The 16,781-nt window shown below is 63.4% G+C and carries 16 protein-coding genes; 9 read left to right on the top strand and 7 right to left on the bottom strand.

What is annotated here, in order from left to right; all coding sequences use genetic code 11:
- The first annotated feature begins 24 nt into the window (after nt 1-24).
- Nucleotides 25-717, top strand: coding sequence for a rhomboid family intramembrane serine protease (locus BLW66_RS11455; RefSeq protein WP_089947295.1), 693 nt, complete (start codon nt 25-27; stop codon nt 715-717).
- Here the strand turns inward: BLW66_RS11455 and murJ are convergent.
- From murJ to BLW66_RS11440, 3 genes are read right to left on the bottom strand one after another with little or no spacing between them, the layout of a single operon-like run.
- Entirely contained in the window at nt 714-2,255 is a 1,542-nt protein-coding gene (gene murJ, locus BLW66_RS11450) for a murein biosynthesis integral membrane protein MurJ (RefSeq protein ID WP_089947294.1), read from the bottom strand. The two genes, BLW66_RS11455 and murJ, sit on opposite strands and share 4 nt — an antisense overlap.
- Nucleotides 2,252-5,071, bottom strand: a complete 2,820-nt coding sequence (locus BLW66_RS11445; RefSeq protein WP_170833464.1) for a [protein-PII] uridylyltransferase — start codon at nt 5,069-5,071, stop codon at nt 2,252-2,254. The genes murJ and BLW66_RS11445 overlap by 4 nt, the downstream gene beginning before the upstream one ends.
- Nucleotides 5,031-6,209, bottom strand: a complete 1,179-nt coding sequence (locus tag BLW66_RS11440; RefSeq protein ID WP_089947292.1) for a penicillin-binding protein activator — start codon at nt 6,207-6,209, stop codon at nt 5,031-5,033. The genes BLW66_RS11445 and BLW66_RS11440 overlap by 41 nt, the downstream gene beginning before the upstream one ends.
- 112 nt (nt 6,210-6,321) lie before the next feature.
- Here BLW66_RS11440 and rsmI point away from each other — a divergent pair, with 112 nt between their 5' ends.
- The 3 genes from rsmI to gshB all read left to right on the top strand — a co-directional run bounded on the left by rsmI (nt 6,322) and on the right by gshB (nt 8,616).
- Complete coding sequence (gene rsmI, locus BLW66_RS11435; RefSeq protein WP_089947291.1) at nt 6,322-7,188, top strand: 16S rRNA (cytidine(1402)-2'-O)-methyltransferase; 867 nt, start codon at nt 6,322-6,324, stop codon at nt 7,186-7,188.
- A gap of 2 nt (nt 7,189-7,190) precedes the next feature.
- Nucleotides 7,191-7,556, top strand: coding sequence for a YraN family protein (locus BLW66_RS11430; protein ID WP_089947290.1), 366 nt, complete (start codon nt 7,191-7,193; stop codon nt 7,554-7,556).
- 118 nt (nt 7,557-7,674) lie between these two features.
- Nucleotides 7,675-8,616 carry a glutathione synthase gene (gene gshB / locus BLW66_RS11425; RefSeq protein ID WP_089947289.1) on the top strand — a complete coding sequence of 314 codons (942 nt, stop codon included), beginning with the start codon at nt 7,675-7,677 and terminating at the stop codon, nt 8,614-8,616.
- Here the strand turns inward: gshB and BLW66_RS11420 are convergent, their stop codons facing one another.
- From BLW66_RS11420 to cobU, 4 genes are all read right to left on the bottom strand, one after another.
- Nucleotides 8,617-10,119: a YifB family Mg chelatase-like AAA ATPase gene (locus tag BLW66_RS11420; RefSeq protein ID WP_089947288.1), complete on the bottom strand. Its 1,503-nt coding sequence runs from the start codon at nt 10,117-10,119 to the stop codon at nt 8,617-8,619.
- Nucleotides 10,120-10,183: 64 nt separating this feature from the next.
- Nucleotides 10,184-10,864, bottom strand: a complete 681-nt coding sequence (locus BLW66_RS11415; protein ID WP_089947287.1) for a glutathione S-transferase — start codon at nt 10,862-10,864, stop codon at nt 10,184-10,186.
- A 58-nt stretch (nt 10,865-10,922) separates the two neighbouring features.
- Nucleotides 10,923-11,498: a histidine phosphatase family protein gene (locus BLW66_RS11410; RefSeq protein ID WP_089947433.1), complete on the bottom strand. Its 576-nt coding sequence runs from the start codon at nt 11,496-11,498 to the stop codon at nt 10,923-10,925.
- Between the two features lie 2 nt (nt 11,499-11,500).
- A complete protein-coding gene (cobU, locus tag BLW66_RS11405) occupies nt 11,501-12,049 on the bottom strand; it encodes a bifunctional adenosylcobinamide kinase/adenosylcobinamide-phosphate guanylyltransferase (protein WP_089947286.1) in 549 nt (182 codons plus the stop codon).
- 120 nt (nt 12,050-12,169) lie between these two features.
- On the opposite strand from cobU, the gene BLW66_RS11400 reads away from it, so the two are divergent.
- From BLW66_RS11400 to BLW66_RS11380, 5 genes are read left to right on the top strand one after another with little or no spacing between them, the layout of a single operon-like run.
- A complete protein-coding gene (locus BLW66_RS11400; protein ID WP_089947285.1) occupies nt 12,170-13,054 on the top strand; it encodes an RNA polymerase factor sigma-32 in 885 nt (294 codons plus the stop codon).
- Entirely contained in the window at nt 13,026-13,850 is an 825-nt protein-coding gene (locus BLW66_RS11395) for a ChaN family lipoprotein (RefSeq protein WP_089947284.1), read from the top strand. Before BLW66_RS11400 ends, BLW66_RS11395 begins: the two co-directional genes overlap by 29 nt.
- A gap of 55 nt (nt 13,851-13,905) precedes the next feature.
- Nucleotides 13,906-15,102, top strand: coding sequence for a bifunctional phosphopantothenoylcysteine decarboxylase/phosphopantothenate--cysteine ligase CoaBC (gene coaBC, locus BLW66_RS11390; RefSeq protein WP_089947283.1), 1,197 nt, complete (start codon nt 13,906-13,908; stop codon nt 15,100-15,102).
- Nucleotides 15,099-15,566, top strand: a complete 468-nt coding sequence (gene dut, locus BLW66_RS11385) for a dUTP diphosphatase (RefSeq protein ID WP_089947282.1) — start codon at nt 15,099-15,101, stop codon at nt 15,564-15,566. Before coaBC ends, dut begins: the two co-directional genes overlap by 4 nt.
- 1 nt (nt 15,567) lies before the next feature.
- Nucleotides 15,568-16,608, top strand: a complete 1,041-nt coding sequence (locus BLW66_RS11380) for a HesA/MoeB/ThiF family protein (protein ID WP_089947281.1) — start codon at nt 15,568-15,570, stop codon at nt 16,606-16,608.
- Nucleotides 16,609-16,781: the final 173 nt, after the last annotated feature.

The following is a 16,781-nucleotide window of genomic DNA, read 5'->3' as shown; positions in this document are numbered from 1 at the left end:
AAGAGGTCAACCAGAGCAGGTCCCATGTATAACGAAAACGCAGACGCTTCCCCGTTCAACACGCTGCCGCCGGTGGTGATCGCCTTGGCGGCGATCCTAGCGGGCATCGAGATCATTTTCCAAGCCGGTGCCAGCGGTTTGGTCGGCGGCGCGCAGGGCGTTGGCTGGCGGCTTATTGCGCTGGAGGACTATTCGTTCTTTGGCCCGATCTGGGAGCAGATGTTGGACAAGCGCTATTTCCCGATGGAGCACCTGCAACGGTTCGTGACCTACCCGTTTGTGCACGGCAACTTCACCCACGCGGCCTTTGCGGTGGTCATTGTGCTGGCCATCGGCAAAGCGGTGGGGGAGGTCTTCTCGACCATGTCGTTCATCGCGGTCTTTATGGGGAGCTCCATCATCGCGGCGCTGATCTACGCGTTGGTGACGGACACGCAACAGCCGCTTTTCGGCGCGTATCCGGGGGCTTACGGGCTGATCGGCGCGTTTACCTTCCTGCTGTGGGTCAACCTTGCGGCTGTGGGCGCGAACTCCATGCGGGCGTTTTCGCTGATCGGCTTCTTGATGTTGTTCCAGTTGGTGTTCGGCCTGCTGTTTGGCGGCGGCTACGACTGGGTGGCGGATGTGGCGGGCTTCTCCGTTGGCTTCTTGATGTCGTTCCTTGTCAGCCCCGGCGGCTGGAATCGCGTCTTGGCGAAGCTGCGCGAACGCCGCTAGCGCTTGAGGCTGCGTTTCAAATCTGACGGGGTGAATGCGCCAAGCAAGCGCCCCAACAGGCCGTAGACGACGCCGCCACTGATCAACAAAACCGCAAGCGCCAGATAGCGCCACGCGCCCATCTGGAACAGCGGCGCCATCACCAGATGCGCGCCGTAGAGGAACGCGCCCATCAGCACCGACGCCGCGATGATGCGCGGCGCGCGTGTGCGAAAGCGGTCGTCAAAACTGGCAGCAGGGCCGAAATCACGCGAGTAATGCCACAACAGCCACGCCATAGCCCAGCCCGCCAAGGAGGTCGCCAAGGCGGCGGCAAGGTAGTCGAGCCACACCCAGAGACCCACGGCAACAACAGCGTTGATCACCATCGCGGCCAGCGCGAAGTAGAACGGACGCTTGGTGTCCTCGCGGGCGAAATAAAGCGGCTGGAAGATTTTCTGAAGCACGAACGCAGGCAGTCCAAGCCCGTAGATGGCAACCGCCAGCGCGGTGGCGGCGGTGTCCTCTGCGGTGAAACGGCCCCGCTCGAACAGGACGGAAATCATCGGCGAGGGGATGACCATGAGTGCGACGGCGCAAGGGACGGTCAGGGCCAAGGCCACTTCGCCTGCGCGGCTGAGCGCGGCTTGCCCCCCCGCCACGTCGTCGGCCTGCAAGCGGCGCGACAGTTCGGGCAACAGCACCACACCGATGGCGATCGCGACCACGCCAAGGGGCAGTTGGTAGAGGCGATCGGCGTAGTTGACCCACGCGATTGCGCCCTCTGTCCAACTGGCGACGTTGCGGCCCACCAGTAAGTTTACTTGCACCACGCCCCCCGCCAAGGCGGCGGGGGCGGCGATGATGGCAAGGCGTTTGAGTTCTGGCGTCATGCGCGGGCGGCGCGGGATCAGGCGGTAGCCTGCACGCGCGGCGGCGACCCAGACCAGCGCCAGTTGCGCGATGCCAGCGGCGGGGACGGTCCACGCCAGCGTCAGGCCGATGTCGGCACCCAAGGCCCACGCGATGCTGAGCGTGGCGATGAACATGACGTTCAGCAGCACCGGCGCCGCGGCGGCGGCCACAAAGCGCCCCGTGGCGTTCAAAACGCCGGACAGCAGCGCAGCAAGGGAGATGAACAAGATATAGGGGAAGGCGATGCGGCCAAAGAGCGTGGCCAGCTCGAACCGCTCATCCGCGACGAAGCCGGAGGCCATGAGCAGCACCAAAGCGGGCATGAAGATTTGCGCGACCACGGTGAAAATGATCAGCAAGGTGCCCAGCCCCGTGAAGGCATCACGGGCGAAGGTGAGCGGATCATCGCCCGATTGCACCTTCTTGGAGAACATCGGCACGAAGGCCATGTTGAACGCGCCCTCCGCGAAGAAGCGGCGGAACATGTTGGGCAGGGAGAAGGCGATCAGGAAGGCCTCCGCCACGGGGCCCGCGCCAAGGAAGCCCGCGATCAGCACGTCGCGCACGAAGCCCAAGATGCGCGACAGCAACGTCCACATGCCCACGGTCGCAAAACCGCGCATTAACCGGCTGGGTTGGCTCATACGCCCGCCCGTTCCGAGCCGCGTGCAATGGCCTCGCGCAGTTTGCGCTCAATGGTGGCCTGTTTGGAGGCGGAGTGGAATTTCAGACCGAACATGTCTTTCACATAGAAGGTATCCACGACCTGCGCGCCGTAAGTGGCGATCATGGCGGATGCGATCTGGATGTTGGTTTCCGACAGGGTGCGGCTAAGGTCATAGAGCAGCCCCGGACGGTCGCGGGTGTCGACCTCGATGATGGTGTAAATCTCCGAGCCTTCGTTATCAAAGGTGACCGATGTGGGCACCGTAAACGGGCGCTCGCGCTTTTTGATCTTGTCTTTGGACACCAGCGCCTCGCGGGCGAGGACTTCGCCCATCAGGGTTTTGTGGATCATCGACTTCAGGCGCGGCAGGCGGGTCATGTTGTAGGGGTGGCCTTCGCCGTCCTGTATCCAGAAGGCCGCCGTGGCGAAGCCGTCCTTGCTGGTGTAGGTCCGCGCGTCCACGACATTTGCACCAACCAGCGCCAAGGCACCGCACATGCGCGAGAAAATGCCCGGATGGTCGGCCATGGCAAAGCAGGCGCGGGTGGCGTCGCGGTCTTCGTCGGGGGTCAGCTCAATACGGATTTCATCCGTGGGGATGCCGCGCAGCAGCTTGGCAAAGTCCACATGCGCCTTGACGTGCAGCCCCTGCCAGTAGGGCGGGTAGTGGCGCGCGACTTCGCGGTTGAGGTCTTTCTTCGTCCAATCGGGGAGGGCTGCGCGCAGCTTCTTCTTGGCCCCTGCGCCGCGTTCTTCGCGGTTCAGGGCTTCCATGCCGTCCTCCAGCCCGCGCCGCGTTTGGCGGTACAGCGCGCGGATCAGAGAGGCCTTCCAGTTGTTCCACACGTTCGGGCCAACGCCGCGAATATCGCAGACGGTCAGGACGCAGAGCAGGTCCAGCCGCTTGACGGATTTCACCGCCTTGGCGAAGTCGCGCACGGTGCGCGGGTCCGCGATGTCGCGCTTTTGCGCAAGATCCGACATCAGCAGGTGGTAGCGGACCAGCCATTCGACGGTTTCGCATTCCTCTTTGTTTAACCCAAGGCGCGGGGCGATGTAGCGGGCCATTTTGGCCCCCAAAATAGAGTGATCTTCGGCGCGGCCCTTGCCGATATCGTGCAGCAGCAGGGCGACATAAAGAACCTTGCGGTTAACACCTTCGCTCAGGATGCCTGAGGCCACGGGGAGTTCTTCGATCAGCTCCTCGCGCTCGATCTTGGCGAGGTGGGAAATGGTTTGGATCGTGTGCTCGTCCACCGTGTAAGAGTGGTACATGTTGAACTGCATCATCGCCACGATGGTCTGAAAATCGGGGATGAAGGCCCCCAGCACACCCAGCTCGTTCATCCGGCGCAGGGCGCGTTCGGGATTGCCGTGCTTGAGCAAAGTATCCAAGAAAATACGCGCGGCGACCTTGTTGCCCTCTAGACCACGGATCAGGTCAAGGTTGGCGGCGATCAGGCGCATCACGTCGGGGTGGATCAGGTAGCCTGTGCGCAAGGCCTCCTCAAACACCCGCAGCATGTTCAGCGGGTCGGCGAGGAATTCCAGCTTGTCGACCACGTCCAGCCGGTTTTGGCGGCGGCTGTAGCCCTTCTTCAACCGCTTGCGCCGCGCGTTGCGCAGGAAGCCGATGATCGCGGGCTCTTGCTTGACGTGACGTGCTTCCAGATCGGTGAGCAGGATGCGGGTCAATTCGCCGACCCGGGTGGCGTGGCGGAAGTAGTCTTGCATGAAGTGTTCCACCGCGCGGCGTCCACCGGTATCGGTGTAGCCCATGCGGCTGGCCACCTCGACCTGCACGTCGAAGCTGAGTTGCTCGCTGGCGCGGTTGGCGATCAGGTGCATATGCGCGCGGGTGGCCCAGACAAAGCGGTCGGCCTGCCGGAAGCTGGTCAGCTCGTCGCGGGTGAAAACGTTGAGGTCGACCAATTCATCGACGGTTTTCACGCGGTTGACGTATTTGGCGATCCAGTAGAGCGACTGGAGATCACGCAAGCCGCCTTTGCCCTCTTTGACGTTCGGCTCCACTATGTAGCGCTGGCCGCCGTGCTTTTTCAAACGCTCCTCGCGTTCGTCCAGCTTGGCCTCCACGAACTCCGCGCCGGTGTCGTTGAACAGCTTGCTCCACAGTTGCTTGTCGAGCTGTTTGGCGAGCTTGGCGTCGCCATCGACAAGGCGGTGTTCCAGCAGGGCGGTGCGGATGGTGAAATCGTCGCGCCCCAAGCGCAGGCAGTCTTTGACGGTGCGCGAAGAGTGGCCGATTTTCAGCTTCAAGTCCCACAGGATGTAGAGCATCGACTCAATCGTGCTCTCGGCCCACGGGGTAATTTTGTAAGGGGTCAGGAACAGCAGATCGACGTCAGAGAAGGGCGCCATCTCACCGCGCCCGTAGCCGCCCACGGCCATCACGGCGAGGCGTTCAGATTCAGTGGGGTTGGAGATCGGGTGCAGATACGTGCGGGCGACGTGGAAGGCCGCGCGGACCAAACCGTCGGTCAGGTAGCTGTAGGAATGGGTCAGGCGACGGGCGGCTCTGGGCTTTTGGGCGAAGGAGTCCGCAATGATCTTGCGGGACCGCGTTTGCACATCAGAGAGGATTTCGACGGTGGCCGCGCGCATCGCCTTCGGATCAGGGCAGTCCACCATGGCGGCATCTAGCTGTGCGTGGACGATAGAGGCGTCGAAAATGTCCAGCGCCGGAGCGATAAGCTCGTCCGGCGCCAGAGGTGATAAGTCGATCGGGCTAAGCTCAGAAGCCGCCGAAGCCGAATGATTTTGGTGCGGGATCAATAATCTGGACCTGATTGTTCGTCACTTGCGCGATTGCCATGGCACGTTGGTTTGTGCCGTCGGCTTTAAATCGGAATACCCCGTTCACGCCTTTGAAGCCAGAGGATTGAGTCAAGTTGCCCTTGGTCATCGCCAGCTTTTTGGCGGACAACGCCCCGATTGCCGCCACGCCGTCATAGGCGAGGCCAGCCAGCGGGTGCGCGGAACCGCCGTAGGTGCTGCTGTAGCGGGCGTTGAACTGGGCCACTGGCGCAGGATCAGGCAGCGCGAACCAGCCGCCTTGGATGCCTGGCAGGGACAGGGTTTGCGCAGGCACGTCCCAGCGGGTCAAGCCGATGTATTTGGTCACGGAGGGGCTGACGCCTTGCTCCGGCAGGAGTTGCGCCAACAGGGGCAGCGCGCCGGTGCTGTCGGATGTCAGCATAACAGCCGTCGCGCCGGTTTCCTTGATGGTGTTCGCGATGGACGGGACCGCCGCAACGATGCCTTGCTCGCTAAACTGGAAAGAGCCGTCGCCGACGACCTTCACGTTGGTGCCTGCGGTGGCCTTCACCACGGCGGAGCGTCCGATCTGGCCGACCGGCGTTTGCGGGTAAACCACAACGACGCGGGTGCGGCCTTGGGCGCTGGCATAGCTCATCAGGCGCGACGCGATGCTGTCGTAGGTGTTGCCGATCACGAACAGGTTGCCGCCCGCGATGGAGGTGTTGTTGGAGAACGAAATGACGTTCACCTTGGAGCCCGCAACCGCGACCGCCACAGCGTTCGCCGCGTCAGAGCGCAGCGGCCCGAGGATGATGTCCGCGCCAGCGGCCACGGCTTGGTTCGCCACGCTCGCAGCCGTGCCAGCCTGACCGGCGGTCTTGTAAACGGTGATGTTCACCTTGCCTTCGCCCAGATCGGCGGCAGCCAAACGCGCGGAGTTTTCCAGCGCACGGGCCAAGCCGTCATCACCCGGTGTCGCGGAGCCGTAAGGCACCAGCAGGGCAACATTGACCGCGCCCCCTTTCGACTTGGCCCCACCACCGGCACCGCCGCCTTGGGTCAAATCTACGTCGCAGGCCGCCAGCGCAGTGGCCGCGGCGATCGCCAAAATGGCGCGTGTGCCCTTGCGGGCGCTTCCCAAAAGGTTGAACATGTCTATCACTCCAAAAGTCCCCACCAAATGGCCGCCGGCACAGCCACACTTGTGGCCCTTTGAATACGAGGTATGGAGTGCCAAGTAAACGTGAAGACGAAGGGTTAAGCTCATGACGGCTGCAAAACGCGTAAATCTGGCCTCGGGCCTGTATTTCATAGCCACGCCCATCGGAACGGCCCGCGACATCACGTTGCGGGCGCTGGATATTCTGGCCTCGGCGGATGTTTTGGCCGCGGAAGACACGCGGACTTTGCGCCGATTGATGGACATTCATGGAATCGCTTTGGACGGTAGGGCGATGGTGGCCTACCACGATCACAACGGCGCGTCGGCGCGCCCGAAGATTTTGCGCGCCTTGGCGGATGGCAAGTCCGTGGCCTACGCCTCGGAGGCGGGGACGCCACTTGTCGCTGATCCCGGCTACCAGTTGGGGCGTGCCGTGACCGAAGAGGGCTACATGGTGACCGCAGCACCCGGACCGTCGGCGGTGCTGGCGGCACTGTCGGTCAGCGGGCTGGCGACGGATGCGTTTTTCTTTGCGGGCTTCGCGCCGACCTCCAAGGGCCAGCGGCAAAGCTTCCTGCGCAGCTTGGCAGAGGTGCCCGGCACATTGGTGTTCTACGAGAGCCCCAAACGCGTTCACAAAATGTTAGCGGATTTGGTCGAAGTATACGGCGAGACGCGCGAGGCGGTTGTTGCGCGGGAGTTGACGAAGAAGTTTGAGGAAGTCCGGCGCGGCAGCTTGGCGGAACTGGTTGCTGAACTGGACGGCGTCACCTTGAAGGGGGAGGTTGTGGTGCTGGTCGCGCGCGGGGAGGTGAGCGCCTTTGACGAGAAGGACACCGACATTTTGCTGAAGGAGGCAATGGACGCGGGATCTTTGAAGGATGCGGTGGCGCAGGTCGTGGCAGCCACAGGCCAGCCGCGCAGGCAGGTTTACCAAGCCGCGTTGCGGTTGGAGAAAGAAGGAAAGTAGCCATGTCGCGATCCGAGCGTGGGCGAACAGGATACCACGCGGGGATTGAGGCAGAGCGCAGCGTCGCACGGCATTATTTGCGGCGCGGATACACCTTTGCCGCGCACCGGTTCAGGGGGCGCGGTGGGGAGGTAGACCTAGTGATGCGCTGGGAGGGCCGTGTCATTTTCGTTGAGGTCAAGCAAAGCCGATCCCACGCCCGCGCGGCGGAGCGGCTTGGCGCGGATCAAATGGCCCGGCTGCTGGATGCCGCCTGTGAATTCGTCGCCAGTGAACCATCGGGCCAAGACACCGACATGCGGTTTGACGTGGCCCTTGTGGACGGCGTCGGGCGGATCGAGATCATCGAGAACGCGCTGGGCGCGTGACCTGTGCGCCTGCGCAGCGATGGCTATTTGTAGATAATGGATTGAAAGCCGGACCTTGCTGCCTCATTTAAGGGTGCGAGGGGCCGATTTTCTGCCCGATGCCATGGAAGGACAGCGCATGGGCCTGAAGGTCGCCATTCAAATGGACCCGATTGATCACATTGATATCGACGGGGATTCAAGTTTTCGCATCGCGGAGGAAGCGCAAGCGCGCGGCCACGAGCTGTTCTATTACACCCCCGACGCGCTGTCATATGAAGAGGGCGAGGTCTACGCCAACGGTTGGCCGCTGACCGTACGCCGCGTCAAAGGTGACCACTTTGAGCTGGGCGCGCGTCAACGCGTCAATCTGGCGGATTGGGACGTGGTCTGGCTGCGCCAAGATCCGCCGTTCGACATGGGCTACATCACGACGACGCATATTCTGGACCGCATCCATCCGGATACGCTGGTGGTGAATGATCCGACGTGGGTGCGCAACTGGCCCGAAAAGCTGAAGGTGCTGGACTACCCCGATTTGACGCCGCCGACGGCGATTGCGCGGGATTTGGCGACGCTGAAGGCGTTCAAGGAACGCCACGGCGATGTGATCCTGAAGCCGCTTTACGGCAACGGCGGCGCGGGGGTGTTTCGCCTGACGCCGGAGGATCGCAACCTCAATTCGCTGCACGAGCTGTTCGCGGGGATCAACAACGAGCCGCTGATCATGCAAAAATTCCTGCCCGATGTGGCAAAGGGCGACAAGCGGATCATTCTGGTGGACGGCGCGCCTGTTGGCGCGATCAACCGCGTGCCTGCCAAGGGGGAGACCCGCTCCAACATGCACGTTGGCGGGCGGCCGGAAAAAGTCGGCCTGACAGAGCGCGACCGCGAGATTTGCGAACGCATAGGCGCGGATTTGAAGAACCACGGCCAAGTGTTCGTGGGGATCGACGTGATCGGCGGCTGGTTGACGGAAATCAACGTGACCTCCCCCACGGGCATTCAAGAGCTGGAGCGCTTTGACGGGGTGAACATTACCGCCAAAATCTGGGAAGCGATCGAGGCCAAACGCGCCTGATCAGGACGCGGTCCGGTAGCTCACGGCCTCCGCGATATGGGGGGCGCAAACGTGCGTGCTGCCCTCCAAGTCAGCGATGGTGCGTGCCACGCGCAGCACACGGTGGTAGCTGCGCGCGGACAGACGGTAGTGCTCCGCCGCGCGGGTCAGAAGCGCCGCGCCCTCGGCGTCGGGTGTGGCGATTTCCTTGAGTAACTCGCCCTCCGCATCCGCGTTGACGCGCACACCTGCATGACCCTTGAAGCGCGTGCTTTGCACGTCGCGGGCGGCTTTTACCCGTGCGGCCACCTCTACGGAGGTGTCGCCGGACGCAGGCAAATCCAGATCGGTGAAGGCGACGGGCGGCACGTCCAGACGCAAATCGAACCTGTCCATCAAGGGGCCGGATATGCGGCCCATATAATCCTCGCCACACAGCGGGGCACGGGCGCAGGCTTGCGCCGCGTCGGTCATGTAGCCGCATTTGCACGGGTTGGCGGCGGCGACCAACATGAACTTGCACGGGTAGCGCACATGCGCGTTGGCGCGGGCCACAACGACGTCGCCGGTTTCAATCGGCTGGCGCAGGGTTTCCAGAACGGCGCGGGGGTATTCGGGGAATTCGTCCATGAACAGCACGCCGTTGTGGGCCAAGGATATCTCCCCCGGTTTTGCGCCGCGCCCGCCACCCACGATGGCCGCCATGGACGCGGTATGATGCGGCGTTCTGAACGGGCGCTCCCGCGAGATGCCGCCATCCTTGAGCAATCCGGCGAGCGAATGGATCATTGAGGTTTCCAACGCCTCCTCCGGCGAAAGGGGCGGCAGGATGCCGGGCAGGCGGGCGGCCAGCATGGATTTGCCAGAGCCGGGTGTGCCCACCAGCAGCAGGTGATGACGCCCCGCCGCGGCGATTTCCAGCGCGCGTTTGGCGCGTTCTTGCCCTTTTACGTCGCGCAGGTCTTTGCTGTGTTGGGGCCGCGTGATTTCGCCGGGTGTGGCTGCGGTCAGGGGCTTTTGGCCGGTGTAATGCTGGACAACCTCCAGAAGGGAGGACGCGCCGAACACCCGCGCGGCGTCGACCCAAGCGGCCTCCGCGCCGCATTGCTCGGGGCAAAGCAGGCAGCATTCCTGTTCCGCCGCGGTCAGCGCGGCGGGCAGGGTGCCGATAACCGGCACCAAAGAACCATCGAGCGAAAGCTCCCCTAAGGCCACGGTGTTTTGCACATCTTCGGCAGGCAGAATGTCGAGCGCCGCGAGCAGGGCAAGGGCGATCGGCAGGTCGAAATGCGAGCCTTCTTTTGGCAGGTCGGCGGGGGACAGGTTCACCGTCACGCGCTTTGACGGCATGGCGATGGACATGGCGGTCAGGGCGGCGCGGACCCTGTCGCGGGCCTCGCTGACCGCTTTGTCGGCCAAACCCACGATGGAGAACGACGGAAGCCCAGCGGTCACGGCGCATTGCACCTCGACCAGCCGGGCCTCGATGCCCTCGAAGGCAACTGTGTAGGTGCGCGTAACCAATTCAGCCTCGGTGTTGATCCCTTGGCGGGCACAGTGGCGGATGCTTGGTTAACGCGAGGTTTACTTAATCGGGGCCGGGCCATTTCCCTGCGGCGTAGGGCAGGTCATATTTCGATTGCGGCGCGTCTTGCAGCCCACGTCTGCGCCATTCCAAGAACGTCGGGTCAGAGATCGTGTGCACGATGTAGGGTTTCGACGCCTCGCTCACCGGCAGGCCGTATCCGGCCATGCGGGCCGCGATGGGCGCGAAGAACGCATCCGCCACGGAATACGCACCGAACAGCCACGGGCCCTCTGTGGCAAGCGCACGGGCGGCGGCCCAGAGCTGCTCGATCCGCGCAACATCTGCCGCGACGGCGTCCGAGACGGGGAAGTCGACAAAGCTTTGGCGCAGGTTCATCGGGCAGGCGGAGCGCAGCGCGCCGTAGCCGCTGTGCATCTCGGCGACCATACCGCGCGCCAAGGCCCGCGCCTCGAGGTCTTCGGGCCAGTAGCCTTTGTCGGGGTGGCGTTCGGCCAGCGTCTCCGCGATGGCGAGGCTGTCCATCACGATGCCACCTTCGGGCAAGCGGATGACGGGCACGGTGCGCGCGGGGGCGAAGGGCTTCAAGTCCTCTTGGAACTGGGGAATGTAGAACCGTGTGTCATGCACGGTCGCGGCGATGTCGAACTTTGCGAACAAAAGCCAACCTCGTAGGGACCAACTGGAATAGGAGCGGTCGCCGATAAGAAGATCATACGTCATGACGCAACGTTAGGGCGGCTTTGCGCGAAACGGAACTCAAGAATTGTGGGCGATCCCATCAGGGTTGGTGATTGATCGCACCGATGGTCCAGCCGTCCGGTCCTATGTCGATGCGGGTGACCGACAGCGGCTCTATCTGGTGGGACATGGCCTTGTAGGGCGAGACGCCAAGCGCGCGCTCTATCTGCGACATGATCACGCCCATATGGGCGACGACGATGATGTCGCCGTGGTCGTTTGCGTGCAGATCGCTGACCTTGGGGCTGAGGCGGGCGTGCAGCTCGTTCCAGCTTTCGCCGTTGGGCGGCTTCACATCGCCGGGGGTTTCCCAGTAGGCGCGTGACAGCTCTGGGTGCATTTCCGCCACCTTGGAGAAATGCAGCCCGTCCCAAACGCCGAAGTTCAATTCGCGCAAGGCGGGCGCGTGGGGCAGGCGGGTGCGGCCCGCACCAAGGGCGTCGGCGGTCGCCGTGGCGCGCTGAAGGTCCGAGGAAATCAGCGCCGCGTCGGGCGGCAGGTGGCTATGCAAACGGGCAATCTTGGCGGTGTCCGACAGGTCGGCAGGCACGTCGCGCCAGCCGGTGAACGCCTTCTCGTGGGTAGGGCCGTGGCGCACCCACCACAGGCGGGTCACCTTCACGACAGCCCCTGAGGCAAGGCGCCTTTCAGGACCAGCGGCAGGCCGGCGATGACTTGCACCACCAGTTGCGCCTCGCGGGCGATGTGTTGGTTAAGCTGGCCTTGGGCCTCGCGGAAGCGGCGCGACATGGCGTGTTCGGGCACGATGCCTTGCCCAACCTCGTTGCTGACGACGACAACGCTTGCCGCGCAATGGGCCAAGGCGGTCACCAGCTCTTGCGATGCGGCGTCCAGATCAGCGTCTGCCATGAGCTGGTTGGTCAGCCACAAGGTGGCGCAATCAAGCAGGATGATTTGCCCCGCGATGGCGGCGTTCAGGCGTGCGGCGACGGCCAACGGATCCTCATGGGTGTGCCAGCCGTCGGCGGCGCGAAGCCTTTGATGTTTGGCGATTTTCGCGTGCATCTCGTCATCAAAAGCCTGCGCGGTGGCGATGTAGATTTTCTGCAAGTCGGGCGCAGACTGGCGGATCGCACGCTCCGCAAAGGAGGACTTACCGGAGGCCGCACCGCCTAGCACCAAGGTCAAGGGGGGCAGCGTGCTCATAACATTTCCTTCAACTTGTTTTGATCCATTCCGGCGTCTGCCGCGTATTCATCACAAAAGCAGACCCGAGAGCCAAGCCAAAACAACACTTAGGCCAAAACGACACATGGGGGTGAGACTATGGCGTTAGATGCAAGACCATCCGATAACACACTGTCACGCACAGCGATGAAGGCAGAGCTACTGGACGCGGAAACAGAGTTGCAGCTTGCCTATGCATGGCGCGACGACCGCGACGAGGAAGCGCTGCACCGGCTGATAAACGCTTACATGCGGCTGGCGATATCCATGGCGTATAAGTTCCGCCGCTACGGCGCGCCGATGAATGACCTGATCCAAGAAGCCGGACTTGGCCTGATGAAGGCCGCCGAAAAGTTTGACCCCGACCGTGGGTTGCGGTTCTCGACCTACGCCGTGTGGTGGATCAAGGCGTCGATCCAAGAGCATGTGATGCGCAACTGGTCGATGGTGCGCACTGGCACAACGTCCTCGCAAAAGTCGCTGTTTTTCAACCTGCGCCGCGTTCAGGCGCGGTTGGAGCGCGAGGCAACCGCCAGCGGAGAGCCGCTTGACGGGCACCAGTTGCGGCAGATGATTTCAGCAGAGGTTGGCGTATCCGTGCGCGACGTGGAGATGATGCAAGGCCGCTTGTCCGGCTCCGACTTCTCGCTGAACGCGACGCAATCCACCGAGGACGAAGGCCGCGAATGGATTGACGCGCTGGAGGATGATGGCCCGCAGGCCGCCGATGTGGTGGAGCACAGCCACGACAACCGCGCATTGCGCGGCTGGTTGGTGGACGCTATGACCGCGTTGAGCGACAGGGAACAATTCATCGTCCGCGAACGCAAACTTCTGGACCGGCCCCGCACCTTGGAAAGCTTGGGGCAAGAGCTGGGCCTGTCAAAGGAACGCGTGCGCCAATTGGAGGCCGCAGCCTTTGTCAAAATGCGCAAATCACTGGAAGCCCACAGCCATGAGGTCAAAAACTTCCTGCTTCATTAAGGCTCTTGGGCTTGCCCTATTGGGCGCTCAGGCCCAAGCGGAGGCCTTGAGCCCTTCGGCCTTCGAGACGCTGGGCGGCGCGGACATCGTGATCGTGGGGGAGTTGCACGACAACCCGTTCCACCACAACAATCAGGCCGCGATTGCGCGCGCCATCTACCCGTCCGCCATCGTGTTCGAGATGCTTGACGCGGAGCAGGCGGCGGCTGGACAGGCCGCCGACCGGTTCGTTCTGGACGCGCTGGACACAGCGCTGGAGTGGACAAGCCGTGGCGGCTGGCCCTCTTTCTATATGTATTACCCGATTTTCGCGGCGGCCCCGCAGGCGCAAATATACGGCGCGGCCGTGCCGAGGGAAAAGTTGCGTGCGGCGGTGGAAAACGGCGCTGCGGTTGGCTTTTCGGGCGAGGGTTACGGGTTGGACGCCCCATTGCCCGACGCCCAACAAGAGGCGCGCGAGGCGCTTCAGGCAGAGGCGCATTGCGACGCGCTGCCCGCTGACATGCTGCCCCAAATGGTTGAGGCCCAGCGGCTGCGCGACGCCAGCTTTGCCCAAACGGCGCTTCAGGCGCTGGAGGACACTGGCGGGCCGGTGCTGGTGATCACAGGCAACGGCCATGCGCGCACCGACTGGGGCGTGCCGTTCTATCTGGATTTGGTGGCCCCCGACGCGCAGGTGATTTCCGTCGGGCAGTTGGTGACGGGGGAGATATCCCCGCCCTATGACCGCTGGATCATGACCGGCGGGTTTGACGCGGGTGAAGGCGATCCATGCGACAGGTTTTCACGCAACTGATTGCCCCCCGCGCCGTGCTGTCCTAACACTTGGGGCAAGGAAAGCGGGGTGCAACATGCTTGCAGGCAAACGGATACTTCTGATCGTGGGGGGCGGCATCGCCGCCTTTAAGTCGCTGGACCTGATCCGCAGGCTGCGCGAACGCGGGGCAACGGTGACGCCGGTGCTAACCCGCTCGGCGGAGGAATTCGTGACACCGCTCAGCACCTCCGCGCTGGCGGGGCAGAAGGTCTACCGCGACCTGTTCGACCTGACCGACGAGGCGGAGATGGGCCATATAGAGCTGTCACGCGCCGCAGATCTGGTGGTCGTGGCCCCCGCAACGGCGGATTTGATGGGCAAGATGGCAGGCGGCTTGGCGAATGATCTGGCCTCCACATTGCTGATGGCAACGGACAAGCGGGTGCTGATTGCCCCCGCGATGAACGTGCGGATGTGGGAGCATCCCGCGACCCAACGCAACTTGGCCACTTTGCACGGCGACGGCATCCTGACGGTTGGCCCTGACGTGGGCGATATGGCCTGCGGGGAACACGGTCCGGGTCGCATGTCGGAGCCGTTGGAGATTGTCGCCGCCGCCGAGGCGGCGCTGGCGGACGGGCCGTTGAAGGGCAAGCATGTGCTTGTGACGTCCGGCCCGACGCATGAGCCGATTGATCCGGTGCGCTACATCGCCAACCGCTCGTCGGGGGCGCAGGGCACGGCCATCGCGCGCAGCTTGGCGGCACTCGGGGCGGATGTGACCTTTGTTACCGGCCCCGCCGACGTCGCTCCGCCTTTGGGCGTAAAGGTGGTCGCAGTGCAAACCGCACGGGAGATGAAAGAGGCCGTCGACGCCGCCTTGCCTGCCGATGCGGCCGTGTTCGCGGCGGCGGTGGCGGATTGGCGGGTGGAGAACGCTTCCGGCTCCAAAATGAAGAAAGACGGCAGCGGCAACGCCCCTGCGCTGAGCTTCGCGGAGAACCCCGATATTTTGGCAGGCGTGTCGCAGATGACCGCAGGACGCCCCAAACTGGTGGTGGGCTTCGCGGCAGAGACAGACGACGTCGAAGCAAACGCGACGGCGAAACGGGCGCGCAAAGGCTGCGACTGGATCGTGGCCAACGACGTAAGCCCCGAGACGGGGATCATGGGCGGCAGCGAGAACGCGGTGACGATCATTTCAGACGCGGGCGCGGACGTGTGGCCACGGCTGAACAAGGAGCAGGTTGCGATGAAAATTGCCGCCAAAATCGCGGAGGCTTTGGCGTGACGCCGGTTTTGCGCTTTACATGGACGCCAGACGCCGATCCGGCGTTGGGGCTGCCCTCCTACGAGACAGACGGCGCTGCGGGCGCCGATCTGCGCGCCAATCTGGCCGAGGCGGACCGTGAGGGCGGGGTGGTGCTGGCCCCCATGGCGCGGGCCTTGGTTCCCACGGGGCTGCGCGTCGAAATTCCCGACGGGTTCGAGGTGCAAATCAGGCCCCGCTCCGGCCTTGCGCTGAAGCACGGGGTTAGCCTGCCCAACACGCCCGGCACGATCGACAGCGACTACCGTGGGCCGTTGGGGGTGATCCTGATCAACCTCGGGGCGGAGCCGTTCACCGTCACTCACGGTGACCGGATCGCGCAGATGGTGGTGGCCCCTGTGGTGCAGGCGCGGTTCGCGCTGGCGCAAGGCCTATCGGACACCGCGCGCGGGTCCGGTGGCTTCGGGTCGACTGGGCGCGGTTAAGGTGGCGACGGTTCTCTTCATTGCGGCTGCGGTCCTGCTGGCAGGCTGGGCGTTTGGCATCGCCAAACGTGTGCAGATTGCGGCACTGGTTGCGCTATTCGCGGTCGTGGCGCTGATCCAGTTGACGCTGCCGATTGGAAATCCGGTGAAGGATGCAACCGGCACGCTGACGGGCTGGGCCATGTTCGGCGGTGTCGCGCTTGTTGTGGCGGGCTACCGCGCGGTGCTTGGCCGTTTGCGCAGCCGCGCTGCGCCCGCAGAGCCTTCGGCGGCCCCGTCCGATAAGTTCACAGAGGCCGAGTTGAACCGCTATGCCCGCCACATCGTGCTGCGCGAGATCGGCGGGCCGGGGCAGAAGAAGATGAAAAAAGCCCGCGCGCTGGTCATCGGCGCCGGTGGGCTGGGCGCGCCGGTGCTGCAATATCTGGCGGCGGCGGGAGTGGGCACCATCGGGGTGATCGACGACGACGTCGTCGATAGCTCCAACCTGCAGCGCCAAGTGATCCACACCGACGCGCGGATTGGCATGCCCAAGGTGTTTTCCGCGCAGGCGGCGCTGGAGGCGCAAAATCCGTTCGTGACGATCCGTCCCTACAACCGTCGGTTGCAGCAGGATATGGCGGCGGAGCTGTTTGCGGACTACGATCTGATCCTTGATGGCTCTGACAATGCGCAGACGCGGTACTTGGTGAATGAGATCGCGGTCCAACTTGGCAAGCCGTTGATTTCAGGGGCAATCACGCAGTGGGAAGGACAATTGAGCCTGTTTCATCCTGCGCAGGATACCCCTTGTTACGCGTGTGTTTTCCCCAACGCCGCGGCGGCTGGGTTGGCGCCGTCCTGCTCCGAGGCGGGGGTGGTCGGCGCGTTGCCCGGCGTGGTCGGCTCGATGATGGCGCTGGAGGCGATCAAGCACATCACAGGCGCTGGCGCGGTACTGCGCGGGCAGATGTTGATCTACGATGCGCTCTACGCGGAGACGCGATTGATCAACGTGAAGCGTGATCCGGCCTGCGCGGTCTGTGGACAACCCTCCAAATAGTGGCATTCACCCACAAGGCACACAATGTGTTGTGGGTAAGACTAAATAAAGCCTTTACAGAGTCTCCGATAAATCCCAACATCTAGACAAGGATCGCGACAAACAAGCGACCTGTAGTATGAAGCCCAGTTTGTTGGGGGATTGGGATCCTCCGGATACGACCTGGAGAGGGG

It is taken from the genome of Litoreibacter albidus, assembly GCF_900107015.1.
Taxonomy (GTDB): domain Bacteria; phylum Pseudomonadota; class Alphaproteobacteria; order Rhodobacterales; family Rhodobacteraceae; genus Litoreibacter; species Litoreibacter albidus.
The sequence above is the reverse complement of the archived record's forward strand: the minus strand, read 5'-3'. Positions and strand labels throughout refer to the sequence as shown.